Annotated in this window: 20 protein-coding genes; 9 read left to right on the top strand and 11 right to left on the bottom strand. The window is 71.4% G+C overall.

From position 1 onward, the window contains the following. Positions 1-241: 241 nt before the first annotated feature. From ACFWN2_RS00735 to ACFWN2_RS00720, 4 genes are read left to right on the top strand one after another with little or no spacing between them, the layout of a single operon-like run. Positions 242-1,204, top strand: coding sequence for a Gfo/Idh/MocA family protein (locus tag ACFWN2_RS00735; protein WP_382423985.1), 963 nt, complete (start codon positions 242-244; stop codon positions 1,202-1,204). Continuing rightward, the gene (locus tag ACFWN2_RS00730; protein WP_382423984.1) at positions 1,192-2,130 is read left to right on the top strand and encodes a Gfo/Idh/MocA family protein; all 939 of its coding nucleotides are present in this window, start codon (positions 1,192-1,194) and stop codon (positions 2,128-2,130) included. The genes ACFWN2_RS00735 and ACFWN2_RS00730 overlap by 13 nt, the downstream gene beginning before the upstream one ends. After that, on the top strand, positions 2,130-2,933 hold the full coding sequence (locus ACFWN2_RS00725; RefSeq protein WP_382423983.1) for a Gfo/Idh/MocA family protein: 804 nt from the start codon (positions 2,130-2,132) through the stop codon (positions 2,931-2,933). The genes ACFWN2_RS00730 and ACFWN2_RS00725 overlap by 1 nt, the downstream gene beginning before the upstream one ends. After that, entirely contained in the window at positions 2,930-4,372 is a 1,443-nt protein-coding gene (locus ACFWN2_RS00720) for a beta-N-acetylhexosaminidase (protein WP_382423982.1), read from the top strand. The genes ACFWN2_RS00725 and ACFWN2_RS00720 overlap by 4 nt, the downstream gene beginning before the upstream one ends. A 91-nt stretch (positions 4,373-4,463) precedes the next feature. On the opposite strand, the gene ACFWN2_RS00715 is transcribed toward ACFWN2_RS00720, so the two are convergent. The 6 genes from ACFWN2_RS00715 to ACFWN2_RS00690 form a co-directional block, all read right to left on the bottom strand. Beyond that, positions 4,464-4,829 (bottom strand): hypothetical protein, encoded by a 366-nt coding sequence (locus ACFWN2_RS00715; RefSeq protein WP_382423981.1) that lies wholly within the window; start codon positions 4,827-4,829, stop codon positions 4,464-4,466. Between the two features lie 9 nt (positions 4,830-4,838). Continuing rightward, the gene (locus ACFWN2_RS00710; protein ID WP_382423980.1) at positions 4,839-5,765 is read right to left on the bottom strand and encodes a hypothetical protein; all 927 of its coding nucleotides are present in this window, start codon (positions 5,763-5,765) and stop codon (positions 4,839-4,841) included. 183 nt (positions 5,766-5,948) lie between these two features. Then, on the bottom strand, positions 5,949-6,467 hold the full coding sequence (locus ACFWN2_RS00705; RefSeq protein ID WP_382423979.1) for a hypothetical protein: 519 nt from the start codon (positions 6,465-6,467) through the stop codon (positions 5,949-5,951). Then, positions 6,460-7,560, bottom strand: coding sequence for a hypothetical protein (locus ACFWN2_RS00700; RefSeq protein WP_382423978.1), 1,101 nt, complete (start codon positions 7,558-7,560; stop codon positions 6,460-6,462). Before ACFWN2_RS00700 ends, ACFWN2_RS00705 begins: the two co-directional genes overlap by 8 nt. A gap of 12 nt (positions 7,561-7,572) precedes the next feature. After that, positions 7,573-7,959: a FixH family protein gene (locus ACFWN2_RS00695; protein ID WP_382423977.1), complete on the bottom strand. Its 387-nt coding sequence runs from the start codon at positions 7,957-7,959 to the stop codon at positions 7,573-7,575. Beyond that, complete coding sequence (locus ACFWN2_RS00690) at positions 7,956-9,293, bottom strand: hypothetical protein (RefSeq protein WP_382423976.1); 1,338 nt, start codon at positions 9,291-9,293, stop codon at positions 7,956-7,958. The genes ACFWN2_RS00695 and ACFWN2_RS00690 overlap by 4 nt, the downstream gene beginning before the upstream one ends. Before the next feature lie 135 nt (positions 9,294-9,428). On the opposite strand from ACFWN2_RS00690, the gene ACFWN2_RS00685 reads away from it, so the two are divergent. After that, positions 9,429-10,562, top strand: a complete 1,134-nt coding sequence (locus ACFWN2_RS00685; RefSeq protein ID WP_382423975.1) for a sensor histidine kinase — start codon at positions 9,429-9,431, stop codon at positions 10,560-10,562. Beyond that, positions 10,559-11,218, top strand: coding sequence for a response regulator (locus ACFWN2_RS00680; protein ID WP_382423974.1), 660 nt, complete (start codon positions 10,559-10,561; stop codon positions 11,216-11,218). The genes ACFWN2_RS00685 and ACFWN2_RS00680 overlap by 4 nt, the downstream gene beginning before the upstream one ends. On the opposite strand, the gene ACFWN2_RS00675 is transcribed toward ACFWN2_RS00680, so the two are convergent. From ACFWN2_RS00675 to ACFWN2_RS00655, 5 genes are all read right to left on the bottom strand, one after another. Then, positions 11,190-11,540, bottom strand: coding sequence for an EthD domain-containing protein (locus tag ACFWN2_RS00675; RefSeq protein WP_382423973.1), 351 nt, complete (start codon positions 11,538-11,540; stop codon positions 11,190-11,192). The genes ACFWN2_RS00680 and ACFWN2_RS00675 overlap by 29 nt on opposite strands. Before the next feature lie 104 nt (positions 11,541-11,644). Further along, positions 11,645-12,283 carry a hypothetical protein gene (locus ACFWN2_RS00670; protein WP_382423972.1) on the bottom strand — a complete coding sequence of 213 codons (639 nt, stop codon included), beginning with the start codon at positions 12,281-12,283 and terminating at the stop codon, positions 11,645-11,647. A 95-nt stretch (positions 12,284-12,378) separates the two neighbouring features. Beyond that, positions 12,379-13,023 (bottom strand): response regulator, encoded by a 645-nt coding sequence (locus ACFWN2_RS00665; protein WP_382423971.1) that lies wholly within the window; start codon positions 13,021-13,023, stop codon positions 12,379-12,381. Further along, entirely contained in the window at positions 13,008-14,060 is a 1,053-nt protein-coding gene (locus ACFWN2_RS00660) for a hypothetical protein (protein WP_382423970.1), read from the bottom strand. The genes ACFWN2_RS00665 and ACFWN2_RS00660 overlap by 16 nt, the downstream gene beginning before the upstream one ends. Next, positions 14,053-15,084: a sensor histidine kinase gene (locus ACFWN2_RS00655; protein WP_382423969.1), complete on the bottom strand. Its 1,032-nt coding sequence runs from the start codon at positions 15,082-15,084 to the stop codon at positions 14,053-14,055. The genes ACFWN2_RS00660 and ACFWN2_RS00655 overlap by 8 nt, the downstream gene beginning before the upstream one ends. Before the next feature lie 63 nt (positions 15,085-15,147). On the opposite strand from ACFWN2_RS00655, the gene ACFWN2_RS00650 reads away from it, so the two are divergent. The 3 genes from ACFWN2_RS00650 to ACFWN2_RS00640 are packed head-to-tail and all read left to right on the top strand — an operon-like array spanning position 15,148 to position 17,446. After that, positions 15,148-15,711: a VanZ family protein gene (locus tag ACFWN2_RS00650; RefSeq protein WP_382423968.1), complete on the top strand. Its 564-nt coding sequence runs from the start codon at positions 15,148-15,150 to the stop codon at positions 15,709-15,711. Between the two features lie 9 nt (positions 15,712-15,720). Beyond that, a complete protein-coding gene (locus ACFWN2_RS00645) occupies positions 15,721-16,380 on the top strand; it encodes a response regulator transcription factor (RefSeq protein ID WP_382423967.1) in 660 nt (219 codons plus the stop codon). Continuing rightward, positions 16,373-17,446, top strand: coding sequence for a sensor histidine kinase (locus ACFWN2_RS00640; protein ID WP_382423966.1), 1,074 nt, complete (start codon positions 16,373-16,375; stop codon positions 17,444-17,446). The genes ACFWN2_RS00645 and ACFWN2_RS00640 overlap by 8 nt, the downstream gene beginning before the upstream one ends. The last annotated feature ends 17 nt before the right edge of the window (positions 17,447-17,463 follow it).

The raw sequence follows: 17,463 nt of genomic DNA, 5'->3' as shown, positions 1-17,463 counted from the left end.
TTTCGGAGATTCCTTCCCCGAAAAGGGAATGAATACGGCCTGTCTTGCCCTGGTTCGGCACATCATTATGTGTGACCTCCTGCACGTCAATGATTCTTCGCAGGTCACACGAACAGCTGAAGAATGACTACGGTCCGCTCATTCCCCCAGGTCCGAGGCTTGCCGTGCGTGAGGATTCATTCCTTCGGGACGGGATTCATACCGTTGACTCGGCAATCGGCAGCGCATTTGAATGGTTCGCATGCCCGATCCCGTTCTCCGGCTCGCTGTCGCCGGAGCAGCGCATCCGCACGTCGCCTACGTCCTCGACGAACTCCCGCTCCGCACCGATGTCGCACTCGTCGGCATCAGCGATCCGGACCCCGCCCTCGCTCACCGGTACGGCGTGCCCGCCTACGCCGACCACCACTCGTTGCTGGAGGCCCAGCAGCCCGATGTCGTCGTGGTGGCGGGGATCTACTTCGAACGCGGTGCCATCGTGGCCGACGCGCTGCGAGCGGGTGCGCACGTCCTCGCCGACAAACCGTTGTGCACCAGTTTGTCCGATGTGGACCTCATCGCGGCCGCCGCCAACGAGACGAGACGGTCCGTCTCGTTGCTGCTGGAGAAGCGCGGCTACCCGGAGACGCTGGCCGCGCGTGCGTTGCTCGACTCCGGCGCGCTCGGCTCGTTGTCGCTGGTGGCGGCCTCGGGACCGCACAAGCTGAACCGCCCGTCGCGGCCTGCCTGGTTCCTCGACCCGTCGACCTACGGCGGGGTAATCGGTGACCTGGCCGTGCACGACATCGACCTCGTCCTGTGGCTGTCCGGTGCCCGGGAGGGCTCGGTGAGCGCGGTCGGAGGCCCGTTGCACGGCGCTGTCCTGCTGCGCGCGGGTGAGGTGGCGGCGACGATCGAGGTGAGCTGGCTGACCCCGGACGCGGCGCCGTGGCACGGCGACTACCGCATGCGCCTCACCGGCACCTCGGGCACCGCGGAACTGCTGTGGACGCGGGAAAAGCTGACCGCCGTCACGCACGATCGTCCGTTGTGGACTGTTGAGACGCCGGAACGACGGCGTCCCGCCACGGCTGCGCTCGACGCGTTCGTGGCCGGTGAGGAGCCGGAGATCGGCACGGCGGCGAGCCTTCTCGCCACGCGGATCGCCCTGCTCGCCCAGGACAGCGCCGACAACGGAGGGGTGGTGCACCGATGGGCGGCATGAGGTTCGCGCTGGTGGGCGCCGGGGCCATCGGCGAGGTGCACGCGCGGTTGATCGCGTCCTCGGCCGAGCTCGCCGTGGTCGTGGACAACAGCCTGGAGCGCGCCCGGCAGGTCGCGTCCGAGTTCGGTGGCACGCCGACTACGTCGCTCGCTGAAGCATTCGAGCAGGTCGACGCGGTGAGCGTGTGCCTGCCGAGCGGTGCGCACGCGGACGCCGCCGTGCTCGCGTTGCAAGCGGGCAAGCACGTGGTGGTGGAGAAGCCGATCGACGTCACGCTGGAGGCGGCGGACCGGATCATCGCCGCCGAACGCGAGTCCGGCCGCACCGTCGCGGTGATCAGCCAGCGGCGGTTCCAGGCCGAACCGGCGGCCGCGCGCCGGGCGATCAGCGAGGGCAGGCTCGGGCGGATCACCTCGGGCATCGCCGAGTCGACGTTCTGGAGGCCGCAGGAGTACTACGACTCCAAGCCGTGGCGCGGCACGTGGGCGCTCGACGGCGGTGGCGCGTTGATGAACCAGGGCATCCACGCCGTCGACCTGCTGCTGTGGCTGATGGGCGAGCCCGTGGAGGTGCTGGCCCGCAGCGCCTGCCTGGCCCACGACCGCATCGAGGTCGAGGACACGGTCGCGGCCGTCGTGACGTTCGCGAGCGGGGCGCTGGGCACGATCACCGCGACCACGGCGGCGAATCCCGGCCTGCCGGTGCGCGTCGCGGTGCACGGCGACCGCGGCAGCGTCGTGATCGGCGAGAGCGGCTCCGTCGACGACGCGCACCTCGCCCAGTACAACGACTTCCTCGACGCCGTGCGGGACGGCCGGCCACCTCTCGTCGGCACCGCGGACGCACGTCGTGCCCTCGCCGTCGTGCTGGCCGTCTACGAGTCCGCCCGCACCGGCACCCCCGTCGCGCTGAATGGAGAACGGTAGTGCGCATCGGCATCATCGGCACCGAGAACAGCCACGTCGACCACATCATCGACCACCTGAAGGACGGCACCGGGCCTCGCGTCGTGGCGATCAGCGGCGGCGCGTCCGAACGCAACGAGTCGTTGCGGCTCAAGGGTTCGCTGCAGGTCGTGGACGCGCCGGAGGACCTGCTCGGGCTGGTCGACGCGGTGGTCGTCGCCGACCGGCACGGCGACCTGCACCGCGCGCACGCCGTGCCGTTTCTCCGGGCCGGGCTGCCCGTCTTCGTCGACAAACCGCTCGCCTGCACGGTCGAGGACGCGTCGGCTCTGGTGGCCGAGTCGTTGGCGCACAACGCACCGATGACGTCGTCGTCCGCGCTGCGCTGGATCCCCGACACCGAGGTCCTTGCCGCACAAGGTCCTGCCCGCCGTGTCGTCACCTCGGGGCCGGTGGATCCGTCGAGCCCGTACGGCGGGATCTTCTTCTACGGCATCCACCCGGTCGACGTGGCGTTGCGGCTCGCACCGGGCCCGATCCGGTCGGTCGACGTCACCCGGCTCGCCGACCGCATCGCCGTGAAGGCCGAGGTGGGTTCGACCGAGGTCGAGATCGACCTGGTGCTGGGCGAGGCGCCGTTCACCGGCTCCGTCACCACGTCCTCCGGCACGGTCGAACGCGAGCTCGTGCTCGACGCGCACTACTTCGTGCCGGGCCTGGAGGCGTTCCTGGACATGGCTCTCACCGGCAAGCCGCCCATCTCCCACGACGACCTGCTGCGCCCCGTCCACCTGCTCTCCGCCGTCACGAAGGCCATCGCATGATCATCCCCAAGCCCGTCCACCTGGTCCGCTCCCCCGGCACGTTCCGCCCGTCGGCCATCGCGGCCACCGGCGACGCCGTCCCGGTCGCCCGGCTGCTGCGGTCCTATGCAGACCTTCCGCTGCGCCTGGACGGCGACGTCGTCTTGGAGGTGGACGGCGAGGGCGAGGCGTACTCGTTGTCCGTGACATCAACGGGGATCGTGCTGCGCGGGTCGGTGGCCGGTCTGCGGCACGCCGTGCAGTCGTTGCGGCAGCTCCTGTCCGACGGCGAGGTCCCGCTGGTCGAGGTGCGCGACGAACCCCGCTTCGCCTGGCGCGGAGCCATGATCGACGTGGCGCGCCACTTCCAGCCCGTGTCGTACCTGCGCAGGCTCGTCGACCAGATCGCGCTGTACAAGCTCAACGTCCTGCACCTGCACCTCACCGACGACCAGGGCTGGCGGATGCCGGTCGACCGCTACCCGGCGCTCACCGGCGTCGGCGGGCAGCGCACCGAGAGCATGATCGGCCCGGCCGGCAGCACGTCCTACGACGGCACCCCGCACGGCGGCGCCTACACCAAGGAAGAACTCCGCTCCCTCGTGTCGTACGCGGCAGAGCGCGGCGTGACCGTCGTGCCCGAGATCGAGATGCCGGGCCACGCCCGCGCCGCACTCGCCGCCCACCCGGAGCTGGGCAACTTCCCCGAGCGCACGGTGCCCGTGTGGACGGGCTGGGGCGTGTCGGAGTCGTTGTTCGGCGTGCAGGAACAGACCTTCGCCTTCCTGCGCGACGTCCTGGACGAGGTGCTGGAGGTCTTCCCCTCACCGCACGTCCACATCGGCGGCGACGAATGCCCTGCCGTGGAATGGGAAACGAGCCCGCTCGCCGCGACCCGCATCGCCGCCGAGGGCCTGCCCGGCCCTGGTGCGCTGCACGGCTGGTTCCTCGGCCGCGTCAGCTCGTACCTCGTCTCGCGGGGACGTCAGCCGATCTGCTGGGACGACGGCGAGAACCCGCACGGCCTGCCGCTCGACGCCGCGGTGATGATCTGGCGCGACCCTCAGCACGGCCTCGAAGCCGTCCGCCGGGGCCATCGGCTCGTCATGGCGCCGTTCCGCAGCACGTACCTCGACTACCCGCAGAGCTCTGCCGGTGAGCCGCCCGGCCAGCCCGCCGCCGTGGTGTCGCTGGAGGACGTCTACCGCAACGACCCGGTACCGACGGGCTGGGACGCGGAGTGCGCGGCGCGGGTGCTGGGGACGCAGGGGCAGTTGTGGACGGAGTTCGTGCGGACGCCCGAGCACGCCGAGTACCTGGCGTTCCCGCGGCTGTGCGCGCTGGCGGAGTCGGCGTGGTCGGTGGACCGCGACTGGGAGGACTTCCGCGCCCGGCTCAAGGCACACGCGCCGCTGCTCGCGCAGGTGGCGCCGCACCACAGGCCGCTCGACCGGGGTTGAGGGACGTTGGAGTCGGGGTGATGCCAGTGGGCGCCCGAGCAGTGTTGAGGGCGTGGGCAGGCGGTGCCAGAGATGCCGCGACCGAGGTCCGTCAGGCCTTGACGCGGCCCTTCGTCGTCCACATCCGGTAGCCCGCCGACCGGGCCTCCGCCTCCGACCCGAACGTCATGTCGCCCTTCATCCGCCGGTAGTACGGCGAATCCGGCGTGTGGTAGACCATCGTCTTCGAGTTGCCCTTGACCGGCAACGACGGCTTCGCGGGCGACGGCTTCGGCGCGGCCGCCGGCTGCTCGGCGATCACCACCTGCTCGGCGGCGTGGCGGGGCGCGGGCAGGGCCAGGCGGGCCTTGGGGCGTTCGGGCTGGAGGCGGCCGCGCACCGACAGCCACGTCACGAGCACGCCGACGGCGAAGGACGCCAGGCACAGCAGGAACATCTGCGAGAACAACCAGAGCACAGCGGACTCCTAACGGACGACGACGTCGACCTGGCGTGTGGCCGGGTCGTACTCGCCGCCGGGGGCGGGACGGGTCTCGATGGCGATCAGCGCGGGTGACACGCCCTGCCCGACGAGGACGTCGCGGACCATCTCACCTCGCTTCACCGCCATCGCCTGGTCGGTGCCGTGGGCGACCAGCGTGATCGAGGCGCGCGGGGCGACCAGCAGCATGCGGCCGACGCGCTGGATGAGCACCGGGCCGTGACCCTCGTAGGCGGTGGTGCCCTGCACGAACCGGATCGCGCCGTTGCCGTTGACCAGGCGGGAGATCGAGTCGTGCAGCGCCTCGACGTTCAGGTCGCCGGTCGTGGTGGACGGGGCCACCTCGATGCGGTCGGTGAGCTGCAGGCCGTTCGCGGCCTCCTTGACGGCGTCGCGCACGGCGGTCGCCCTTGCCTCGTCCGGCACGCGGGCGGCGACCACCACCTGTCCGTTGTGGACGGTGGCGGTCACGTCCGTCACCTTGGCGGACAGCGCGGCGTCGACCACGCGGCCGATCACGACCGGCGGGATCGGCAGCAGGCCGCCCTGCCGGAGCGCGGCCGTGACGCGGTGGCCGTCGGACTGCACGGCCTCCATCAGCGCGCGGCGTTCGGCGTCGTCGGCGACCGCGCCGGACACCAGGATCTCGCCGCCGCGCACCGCCACGAGCAGTTGCTCGGGCTCGGCCGCGCGCACGTCGGCGGCACCGACGCCGGACACGTCGGACACCACGGCGCGCACCGCGTCGACCGAGCGGGGCGCGACCTCGCTGACCACGACCGTCCGGCCGTCGACCGCGACGACGCCGTGGTAGCCGGCCTTGCCGAGCGCTGTCCGCACGTCGGCGTGCAGCGTCCGTTCGATGCCACCGCCGTAGACGACCACGCCGGTGGCGGCGAGCAACGCGGGCACCAACAGCCCGCCAATCCAAACCGCGTGAGGCAAACGCACGGCGCAGGGGTACCGAACCCGGCGACGCGAAATCCAGCTGCTCCACCCTTTGGAGCAGAACGTCACCCGGTCGGGTGGCCGGGTGACGTTCGGTCGCACCTCGGGGGCGGGGATGCCGGGCACCACCACCCCCGGCCCACGCCTCTAGTCGACCACCGTCCGGGTCCTGCGCCACGCGATCACGATCAACGCGATCAGACCGAACAGCGGGATCGTGCTGATCGCCCACGACAGCCCCATGGGCGGCCCCGGCTGCTCCATCACCTGGAGGTTCTTCAGCTCACCCGACCCGGCACCGGCAGGTCCGTCGACGTCGAACCTCATCGTCCACGTCCCCTGCTCGGGCAGGGCGAAGATGTCGAGCCCCCACACCTCGCGCTTGCGCGGGTGACGCGCCAGCGGGCTGTCGTCGGCCTCCACGCCCTCGCGGAACAGGGTGAGCGTGCCCTTCTTGCCGTCGATCCCGTTCTCCGGCGCGAACGTGAAGTCGAGCGACTGCATCGCCTTCACCGGCCACGTGCTGAAGCCGATGGTCAGGTCGTACGGCCCTGCCTGCACCTTCTCGGTGTGCACCACGTTCACCGGTTCGAAGGCCAGCGCCGGCGTCGCGAGTCCGAACAGCAGCGCGACCGTGCCCGCGAGTCCCAGCAACGTCTTACGCATGGCGGGCTTCCTTTGCCGGTGAGAGGTGGCGGAGCATGTGGCCGAACCGCCGGCCGAGCATCCCGGCGAGGGCGCCGAGCACCACACCGGCCACGACGGTGGCCGCGTAGCGGTCGATCGCCGGGAAGTTGCTGCCGTACGTCAGCATCCGCTGCAGGGGCGCCAGGGCCGTGATGATCAGGCCGCCGGCCGCGCCGGTGATCCACGCGGGCAGTCCGCGCAGCAGTTCGACGACGACGGCGACGAGGACCAGGCTCATCGGGATCATGTTGGGCAGGCCGGGCACGCCGTCGACGTAGTCGCGCAACGGCAGGCCGGTGGCGTTCGCGTAGACCTCGGTGGCCCACGGCGAGAACCACCAGAACACGGCCTGCAGCAGTGCGACGACGATGCCGACGGTCAACGCGCCACCGCGCCGGTTCAGCACGTACGCGCCCATGAACAGGATCATCACCGAGAAGAACGCGCTGCCGGCGTTGACCGTGTTGACCGGGCCGCCGGGCAACGCGCGCAGGCCGAGAACGGTCACCATGCTGAACGCCAGCAACGTGCCCGCGGCCGCCGCGAGACCGTAGGTGCCCCAGCTGTGGTCACGGCCGACCGCGAAGATCATCACCGCGCCGACCATCGTGATCGAGATCGACAGCAGCAGCCCGATGTGCGGCGGCGAGTCGATCACCGCGTCGAAACCGTAGAGGCCGTGCCACCACTGGTCCCAGAGTCCGTAGACGAGGAACAGCGCCGCGCCGATGCCGGAGACCAGGTAGCCGACGGGAGCGGAGAACGTGCGGCCGAAGACGCCGACCGCGCGGCCGCCGACCACCGGGTCGATCGGCCTGTCCCGCTTCGCGGCCGCCGTCGTCATCAGCACGACGGCGAGGCTCGCCAGGCCGGAGATCGCGCTGCCCGCGTACAGGAACAGGTGCGGCAGCGTGAAGAACGTGTCCGGTCCGACGTCGGAGTGCCACTGGATGTCCCAGGTCAGTCCGATCAACGAGATCAGCGTGCCGCCGACCACGACGCTCGCCGGCACCAGCCCCCTCGGGACCGTCCCCACCGACGGCGTCGCCGCCGCCGTGATGTTCACAGTCATTCCTCCCCCTTCTCAGGTGAGCAGCAGCGGGATCACGACCCGCTCGCCGCGCAGTGACACGGTGATTTCCCATTGGCCGGCCATGAACAGGTCGACGCCCGCGACCCGGTACCGGCCGGGGGCCTGCGGCGCCGCGGTGACCGGGGCGAGCGCGTGGCCCATCTGCGGCATCGCCGGTTCGACCGTCACGTCGCCGTCGGCGGCGTTGCCGGAACGATCGGTGATCCGCAGGTCGAACGAGTTGCTGCCGGTCCTGGTGCTGGTGGGCGTGAGCTCGAACCGGAGTTCGCTGCTCTCGGCTAGATGCGGCTGTGCCTCGACTCCGCGCGGCCACAGCACGACGAGGGCCGCCACCACGGCGAGCACCCCCGCCACGACGGCCACGGCTGAACGCTTCACTTCGAAGCCACTCCCTTCGCGGCGGGAACGTCGACGACCCGTGGCACGGTGACGACCGAGTAGTCCCGTTCGACCTGGATCCACACGAGGTAGCGGCCGGGCAACGGGAACGAGTAGGTGAACGGCACGTCCGGCCCGTAGGCGGCGACGCTCTCGTCGGGCTTGTCGGGCATGCCCGGCACCGGCGGGATCATCGAGTGCACGTGCGCCCAGATCGGTGCCTCGACGGCACTTCCGGTCATCGGGCCGACGACGATCATGTGCCCGAGCATGCCCAGCCACGGTTGCAGGTCGCGTTCGCCGAACTTCGCGGTGATCGTGCTCGGCCTGCCCGCCTCGCGGATCTCCATCGCCGTCTCGGCCTTCCCGTCGTGCTCGGGGGCGACGGCGGTGCCGGCAACGTCCACACCGGACCGCAGCAGCTGCACTCCCCCGCCGCGCCGGGCGATCTCGGCCGCCACGGCGTGCACGCCCTGTTCGGGATCGCGCAGCCTGGCGCGGTACTCGCCGGGCGCCGTCCGGACCGGGTGCAGGTGGCGGAGATGCCCGGACGGCGACACGACGACGAGGTGGATGAACGCGCTGTCGTGCACCAGCAGGTCGTCCACCGGCCGTCCGGACGAGCCGTCGGTCAGGCTCAGCACGAGGTCCCTGTCCTCCATGCGGGGCACCATGTTCACCGGTGGCCGCGAGAAGTCCGTGATGGACGTTCGTTCGTAGGGGTTCATGACGGTGTCGAACGTCGGGTCGAGCTGCGTGCCGGGCGCCGCGACCGGCGGGATGCTCGGCGCCAGCAACGCCGCCGTCACCCCGACCGCGACCGCCGCGACCATGCCCGCCGTCGGCACCAGCGCGAGGCCTGGCCTGCCGAACACGGCGAACAGCAACGCCGCCAGCAACAGCACGCCGGCCGCGATGAACCCGCCGTAGGTCGCGTTCTCCCACGGCGACGGCACGAGCGCGGGCACGACGAACGGAATGGTCGCCTCGTCGACCGCCAGCTCCCACGGACCTGGCCGGTCGACGTGCAGCAGCCCGGAGTGGAACCCCGGCGTGGCACCGAGAACCACCTTCGTCGTGCTGCTCGGCGCACCGGCCGCGCGCAGGGTCAGCGTCAGCTCGCCCGGCGGTGTCCCGGCGTGGGTCACCACGTCGACGTGCACCGGCCCCGGCACCTCCGCGACCCGCCTGATGATCACCGTCAGGTCGCGGTCGCCGAGGCTCTGCGCGACGTGGACGTCGGCACCGGACTGGACGCCGTCGGCGAATGCGGGGGCACCGATCCCCAGGATCGCCCCCAGCACGAGCAGCAAGGTCACACCACGTCGTTTCATCGCGACCGAACGTATCGATCACGCGTGGCCCGCCGCGTCACTGCCGAGTCGGAATCCGCATCCCCCGCTCGGGGGACCCGCGCCCCCTGCGAAGCGGGAGGATCTCAGGGGAGGCTTGCGGCAAGATTCGACTCGATGGATTCGGTCAAGTTCCCCCTCAGGCACCAGTCCGCGCTGGTCGCCGTCGTGTGCATGGTCGTCGACGGCGGGTTCGTGCTGCTCGACCGCGAACCGTTCACACAGACCATGATCGTGCTCTTCCTGACGCTGGCCGTGGACGCCATGCTCGCCGGTCCCGCGCGGCTGTCGCTCTGGGTGGCGGCGGCGCAGGCGGCCGTCCCGGTGATCATCCTCGTCTCGATGAACAACGGGATCGACGCCAACGACGCGGGCCTGCTGATCGCCGGGTACCGGGCGGGGGCGTGGCTGCGCGGCGGACCGGCGTACGCGGCGCTCGGGCTGCTGTCCGCCAGCCTCGTGGTCTGCATGCTGCTCAACGACTACAACCTGCTGTTCGCCGTGCTGGTGGCGGCCAAGGGCGCGCTGCTGCCGTGGCTCGTCGGCCGCTACACCACCGCACGCCGCGCGTACCTCGCCGAGCTGGAGAAGCGGTCGGCGATGGCCGAGAAGGACGCGAGGGCGGCGGTGACGAAGGCGATCACCGAGGAGCGCGGCGCGATAGCCCGCGACCTGCACGACGTGATCATCCACCACGTGAGCGCGATCAACCTGCACGCCGGCGCCGCCCGGCTCGGCAACCCGAACGGCGACCCGAAGCTCACGAACTCGTTGCGCGCGGTCGAGACGTCCAGCCGCGCGGCCATGGTGGACCTGCGGCACCTGCTCGACCTGCTGCACGGCGACAAGTCGGAGGGCGCGCGGCAGCCGGGGCTCGGCAACCTCGACGAACTGCTCGACGGCGTGCGGGCGGCGGGCATCCCGGCCCGGCTGGAGGTGCGCGGGCAGTGCCGCGACCTGCCGGAGTCGTTGGACGTCACGGTCTACCGGATCATCCAGGAGCTGCTGACCAACGCGTTGCGGCACGGCGACGAGTCCGGCGTGACGGTGACGCTGGACTACGCGCCGGACTCGCTGACCGTCGCGTCGGAGAACACGGCGGGCCCCGGCGACGACTCGGGATCGGTGCGCCGCGGCCTGGTCGGCATCCGCAACCGCGCCGGCATGTTCGACGGCAGGACCCGGTCAGGACTCGACTCCGACGGCCGCACCTGGCGGACCACCGTCACGTTCCCCCTGGAGGCGTCATGACGTTGTCGGTGCTGCTCGCCGACGACCACGCGATGCTGCGCTCCGGCATGCGCGCGATCTTCGACACGCAGGACGACCTGCACTGCGTCGCGGAGGTCGCCGACGGCAGGGCGGCGGTGGCCGAGGTGGCGCGGCTGAGACCGGACGTGGCCGTGCTCGACATCCGCATGCCCAAGCTGGACGGCCTCGGCGCGACGGAGATGATCCTCGCCGACCCCGCGAACCGCACGAAGGTCCTGCTGCTCACGACCTACGACACCGACGAGTACGTCTACCGGGCGCTCAAGGCCGGTGCCAGCGGGTTCCTGCTGAAGTCGCTGCCGCCCGAGGAGCTGATCTCGGCGGTGCGCGTGGCGGCGCGCGGTGACGCGTTGATCGACCCGTCCGTCACGCAACGCCTGATCGCGCGGTTCGCCGTCAGCCTCGCCCCTCCCCCGACGCCACCGGAGCTGGACCTGCTGACGGCGCGCGAACGCGAGGTGCTGCAGCTCGTGGCGGCGGCCCACAGCAACGCCGAGATCGCCGCGCGGCTGCACGTCGGCGACGAGACGGTGAAGACGCACGTCTCACGGGTGTTGTCGAAGCTGGGGCTGCGCGACCGGGTGCACGCCGTGGCTTACGCGCACATCAACGGCCTGGTGCAGCCTCGCCGCTGAGCCGTTCGTCGACGATCCAGGACCGGGTCCGCGAGCGGTCGAGGAAGCGCGCCTCGTCCTCGGCGACCCCGGAACCGGGCGCCAGGACGAGCGAGAGCCAGGTGCGGCGGGTCGCCGCGTCGGCGAACTTCATGTGCGTGATCGCGTCGAACTCCGCCGGGAAGCCCTGCTCGTCGCGGGGCGGCAGGTAGTTGCGCGCGTAGTGGAACGGGCCGGACCCGATGCTCAGGATCAGCGGCACGTGGTGGTTCTCGTAGTAATCGATGAACTCGTCCCTGCTCATACCGGCACGAGCCTTCAAGAACGCGATGGTGGTGATCACGGATCACCCTAGCGCTGCGGGAAAGCCCTGCTCGTCCTCGGCGACCCTGGTGCCGAGGACGAGCGGAAGAGGAGCCGCGGAGACCCCTCGTAGTACCCCGCGGCTCAGCTCTGCCAGACCAGCGGCGTCTTCACGTAGTCGTCGCCGCGGTTGTACTCGGCGCCCGCGACCTTCGAGCCGTCCTGGGCGGCGCTCAGCACGCACGTCTCGTAGGTCTCCCCAGCCGCCTTGAACGTCCTGGGGGCGCTGGTGGAGTCGCACTTCGGGGTGTCACCGGAGATGATCACGCCGGTGCCCTTGCCGTCCTCGCCGACGCCGCGCAGGCCGATCGAGGTGAAGCTGAGGTCGGTGCCGCTGAGGTTCTCGACCTTGGCCCGCAGGTAGAACGGCGTGATGTTCTTGGCCTTGTCGCCGAACTTCGCCAGGTCCTCCTTCGCGCCCGCCTCGATGGCGGTGACGGTGACGGCGATGGTGCCGCTCTTGTCGCCGACCGTGAGGGGGATGACCGCGCGCTCGCCGACCTTGAGCTTCGAGCCGGGCGCGGTGACGTCGCCACCGGCCGGGACGACCGGCGCGGACTTCGACGCGGAGGTCTCCTTCGTGCTGGTGGCGGTGCTGGTGGTCTCGGTCGTCGTGTCGGTGGCGGGGACGGCCTGGCCACCGGTCTCGGAGCCGCACGCCGACAGCAGGAGGCCCGCCGTCGCGACGGCGGCGATGAACAGGGGGCCACGGGCGTGCGTCACTGCGGAACTCCTCGGACTGCGGAACCTGGGGTTGCCCAGGACGTTAGGCCGGATGCAGGAGCGGCGGTATCGGTCGTTCACACCACACACCGGGCTCAGAGGTCGTCGAGGCCGATCAGACCGTCCTGGATCGCCCTCGCGACCAGCGCGGCCTTCGTCGGTGCCTGCCTGCCGATCGCCGCGTACTTGACCCTGATCCGCTCCAGGTGGGAGTTCACCGTGCTGAGCGTGATGTTCAGGCGTTGCGCCACGAACTCCTTCGACTCGGACTGGAACCACTCGACCAGGACCTCGGTCTCGCGCGGCGACAGCGCGGGCCTCGTCTCCGACCTGTCCCCCGCCAGCGCGCCCGCGAGCGCCGGCGGAGTGTACGACTGGCCCCGCGCCGCCGCCTTGACCGCCTGCACGAGGTGATCGGCGCCCTCGGCCTTCGTCAGGTAGCTCAGCGCGCCGATCTCCAGGCACTGCAGGGCGATCTCATCGTCGGAGCGCATCGAGTACACGATGACCCTGCGGCCGTCCTCGACGAGTCTGCGGAGCTCGGCCGTGGCGGGCGTGCCCCCGGCGAGGTGCAGGTCGAGCACGACGACGTCCGCCGCCGCACCGGGGCCGTTCCAGGCGACCTCCGGGTCCTCGCCGCTCGCCACCAGGTCGACGTCCGCCGTGGACAGCCAGTGCGCGACCCCCGCGCGCACCACGGGGTGGTCGTCGACCAGGACCGCCGTCACGCCGTCCGCCATCGCGCCTCACTTCTCACCAGTCCGCTGTGGACACTCGTCTCGACCGTCACCGCCACCGGTCTTCCCGGTGGCGGAAGTGTTTCCGGCGCGTCGGCGACCACCGCGACGCGCACCTCGTCGGCCGTGCGCAGCAGGCTCACCTTCGCACGCCCGTGCGCGACGGCCAGTGCCTGCGCCATCGGCGCGACCAGCTCGCGGCGCACCTCCGTCGGCACCGCTGTGGCCGTGCCGCTGACCGCGAGCGAGACGACGACGCCACGCCGTTCAGCGACGTCCACGCACGCCGTCAGCTCGTGCAGCAACGGGTCCGGCACGTCGTCGTTCTCCGCGAACAGCCTGCGCAGCTGCACGGCCGCGACCGAGCACCGCAGGCGGGTCGTCTGGTCGGCGACGCTCACCTGCTCGTCGGCCAGGTCCGCGAGCAGCGGCAGCAACGCGCCCAGCTGGCCCTCGAAGCCCGCCTTCAGGTCCTGTTCCCGTTGCCGGGCAAGCTCTTCGCGGGTGCGGGCGGCGTCGTGCTCGGCGGCGGCCTCCGCGGCGAGCCTGGCGTCCCGGTGCAGCACGCGCGTGATCACCAGGACGCCGACCTGGAAGCTGGTGCCGCTGAGGATCACGACCCCGGCCGTGCCCACGTCGCCGTTCCCGGCGTGCAGGAACCACGCGACGCTGAAGCAGATGTGCGCGCTCAGTGCCACCACCAGCGCTGCCGGCTTCTCGACCAGCACCAGCAGCAGGTACCAGCCGACCAGCCCGAACGCCCAGTCGGGATCGCCGAACGACCCTCCGGCCGGCAGGGCGGTCGTCGCCAGCACCGACGCGGCGAGCGGTGCCACGGCCAGGAGCGGCGGAGTCGGCGTTCCGGTCGCCACGTGTGCCGCGACGACCGCCAGCACGGTGGTGAGCAGGCCGTAGGCGACCCACGAAGCGATGCCGTGCGGGTGCGCGACGAGAGAGGGCAGCATGAGCACGAGCTGGACGGCGAACACGACGACCAGCAGCATCTGCCGGGTCGTCGTGAAGACGGCGTGGTCAGTCATGGGCGGGCCACACCAGACGTGCGGTGGTGCCGCGTCCCGGCGCCGACTCGACCACCGCGGCGCCGCCCGCCGCCTCGATGCGTTCGACCACCGACCCGCGCAGTCCCCGCCGGTGTTCGGGCACGTCCTCCGGCGCGAACCCCTTGCCTTCGTCGCTGATGACGACCACCACTCCCCGCCGCACCGTCAGCTCGGCCCGCGAGGTGCCCGAGTGGCGTTCGACGTTCGCGAGCAGCTCACGGGCCGCCCGCACGAACTGCAGCGCGACCCCGGCGGGCACCCGGACGACCTCGGCCTCCACCCGCACGTCCACGGCGCTGTCGCGCGCCACGGCCGTGAGCGCGGCCCCCAGGTCGACGGTCCCCTGCTCCTCGCCCCGCTCGGCCAGCACCACCAGGTCCCGGCGCGCCTGCGCGGCCACCTCCGCCGGGTCACCGCCGTGCGCGGCCATCAGGAACGTCGCCGCGGCCGTGTCGTGCAGCAGGGCGAGGTACTCCCGCTCCCGTCTGCCCTGGTCCAGGGTGACGGCGGCCGCCCGGCTCCGTTCGGCGGCCCGTTCCCTCAGCACGTCGACCCGGCGGCTCGACCTGCGCAACAGCACGTAGGACAGCCGCGCGAGCACCGACTCCAGCACCGCCCGCACGAGCACGCCGGGCCCGGTCGTCACCACCTGCACGGCCAGCAACGCGGCCGTCGCGGGCACGGAGACCCTGAGCGGCCACTGCCACTGCCAGGTGATCAACGTCGTGGTGAGGACCGTCAGCACCCACTGGTCGGCGTCGGCGCCGAGCAGCACCGACAGCACGACGACCCGCAGGAACGCGACGGGCAGCGCCACACCGGGGAACCGGAAGTCGGCCACCGTGCTCACCGCGACCAGCGCGAACAGGCCCCAGCCGAGCGGCGAGTTCAGCGAGATGGCGCCGAAGAGGCTGATCAGGACGACACCGGCGCCGCGGACGGGACCCGCGAGACGGGACACCGTCGCAAGCAGCCTCGCCTCCAGCACCACCGCATTCTCCACCTATCGTCCGCGTATCGAAAAACGCGTACGTCACGGCAACGTCCGTTCGTCTTGAGTGGACGCGTGCTCAACACGTGGCAGGAGTGGGTCGGTACGGAGACAGGGGTCGTGGTCGGAGGCGTGCTGGGGATACCGGTGGCCGTGCTGGCGATGCTGCTCCTGGGGTTGTACAGGCGGTCCGGCAAGCACCCGGCACCGTGGCGGACCGCGATCGCCGACGTCGGCCTGTTCTGGGGAACGCTGCCGTGGGTGTGGCTGCTGCTGTTGCCGGGCTCGTCGTCCGAGTTGAGCCTGGTGCCGTTCGCGGACGTCGTGGACCTGCTGTCCCACCGCGACTTCGGCCAGATCGTCGGCAACGTGCTGGTGTTCGCGGCGTTCGGCTTCTTCGGCCCGCTGCGGTTCGCGGCGCTGCGGTCGGTGTGGCGGGTGCTGCTGGTCGCGGGCGCGTGCTCGACGTTGATCGAGATCGCGCAGTTCACGATGCTGCACCGGGTGTCCTCTGTGGACGACGTGCTGCTCAACTCCGCCGGTGCCGCGCTGGCGTCGCTGCTGTCCTGGCGGTGGTGGCGTCCGAGGCCCGCGGTGGTGCCGGACCGGCAACTGGTCGCGGTCTCCCGACCTGCCTAGGGTGACGGTATGCGCGTGCTGATCGTGGAGGACGAGCCGCACCTGGCCGAGGCCGTCCGCGACGGACTGCGGCTGGAGGCGATCGCCGCGGACATCGCCGGGGACGGCGACACGGCGCTGGAGCTGCTGAGCGTCAACTCCTACGACATCGCGGTGCTCGACCGGGACGTCCCCGGCCCGTCCGGGGACGAGGTCGCGCGCCGGATCGTCGCGTCCGGCAGCGGGATGCCGATCCTGATGCTCACCGCCGCCGACCGGATCGACGACAAGGCGTCCGGGTTCGGCCTCGGCGCCGACGACTACCTCACCAAGCCGTTCGAACTGCGGGAGCTGGTGCTGCGGCTGCGGGCGCTGGCCCGCCGGCGAACGTACGCGCGGCCACCCGTCAGCGAGATCGGCGGCCTGCGCCTCGACCCGTTCCGGCGCGAGGTGTTCCGCGACGGGCAGTACGTGGCGCTGACCCGCAAGCAGTTCGCGGTGCTGGAGGTGCTGGTCGGGGCGCAGGGCGGGGTCGTCAGCGCCGAGGAGCTGCTGGAACGGGCGTGGGACGAGAACGCCGACCCGTTCACCAACGCCGTCCGCATCACCGTCTCGGCGCTGCGCAAGCGACTCGGCGAGCCGTGGCTCATCACGACGGTGCCGGGCGTCGGTTACCGCATCGATGCCTAGGCCTCCGGGGCTCAGCGCCCGGCTGAAGCTCACGCTCAGCTACGCCGGCATCGTCGTCGTGGCCGGCGTGGTCCTGCTGGCCGTGGCGTGGTGGTACCTGCTGCGGTTCGTCCCCGACAACGACCAGGGCCTGCTCTTCACCAGCCCCAACCGCTACCTGCTCTCCCGCATCTTCGGCCGCGCCGCCGCGATCGCGCTGGCGGGGCTCGTGGCGTTCGGCCTGATCGGCGGCTGGCTGCTGGCAGGGCGGATGCTCTCCCCGCTCGACAGGATCGCGGACGCGGCACGGCTGGCCGCGCAGGGCTCGTTGTCGCACCGGATCCGCCTGCCCGGCAAGGCCGACGAGTTCCGCGAGCTGTCGGACGTCTTCGACACGATGCTGGAGAAGCTGGAATCGCACGTCGCCGAGCAACGCCGGTTCGCCGCCAACGCCTCGCACGAACTCCGCACCCCGCTGGCGATCTCGCAGTCGCTGCTCGACGTGGCCCGCCAGGACCCGTCGCGGATCAACGCCGAACTGATCGACCGCCTGCACGTCGCGAGCCGCCGCGCGATCGACCTCACCGAAGCGCTGCTGCTGCTCAGCCGCGGCGAACGCGGCACGTTCACCCGCGAACCCGTCGACCTCTCCCTGGTCGCCGAGGAAGCGGCCGAGACCCTGTTGCCCCTGGCGGAGAAGCGCGGCATCACCCTCGGCGTCACCGGCTCGGCGACCACCACCAACGGCTCCCCGGAACTGCTGCTGCGGATGGTCACCAACCTCGTCCAGAACGCCCTCGTGCACAACGTCCCCGGCGGCACCGTGACCGTCCACACCGAACCGCAGCACCAGGCGTGCGTCGTGCGGGTCGAGAACACCGGCCGCGAGCTCCCGCCGGACCTGGTGCCGACGCTCACCGAGCCGTTCCAGCGCGGCGAACGCCTGCGGTCCGACGACCACGCGGGCGTGGGCCTCGGGCTGGCGATCGTCCACAGCGTCGTCCGAGCACACGAAGGTGCTTTGGACATCGCGGCCCGGCCGGGCGGGGGTCTGCGCGTCACGATCCGGCTGCCCGGTTCTCGGTGACCCAGGGGTCGCCCTTC

Origin of the sequence: Lentzea sp. NPDC058436, assembly GCF_042721515.1 — a bacterium.
GTDB lineage: Bacteria > Actinomycetota > Actinomycetes > Mycobacteriales > Pseudonocardiaceae > Lentzea.
This window is presented reverse-complemented; position numbering and strand designations above follow the sequence as displayed.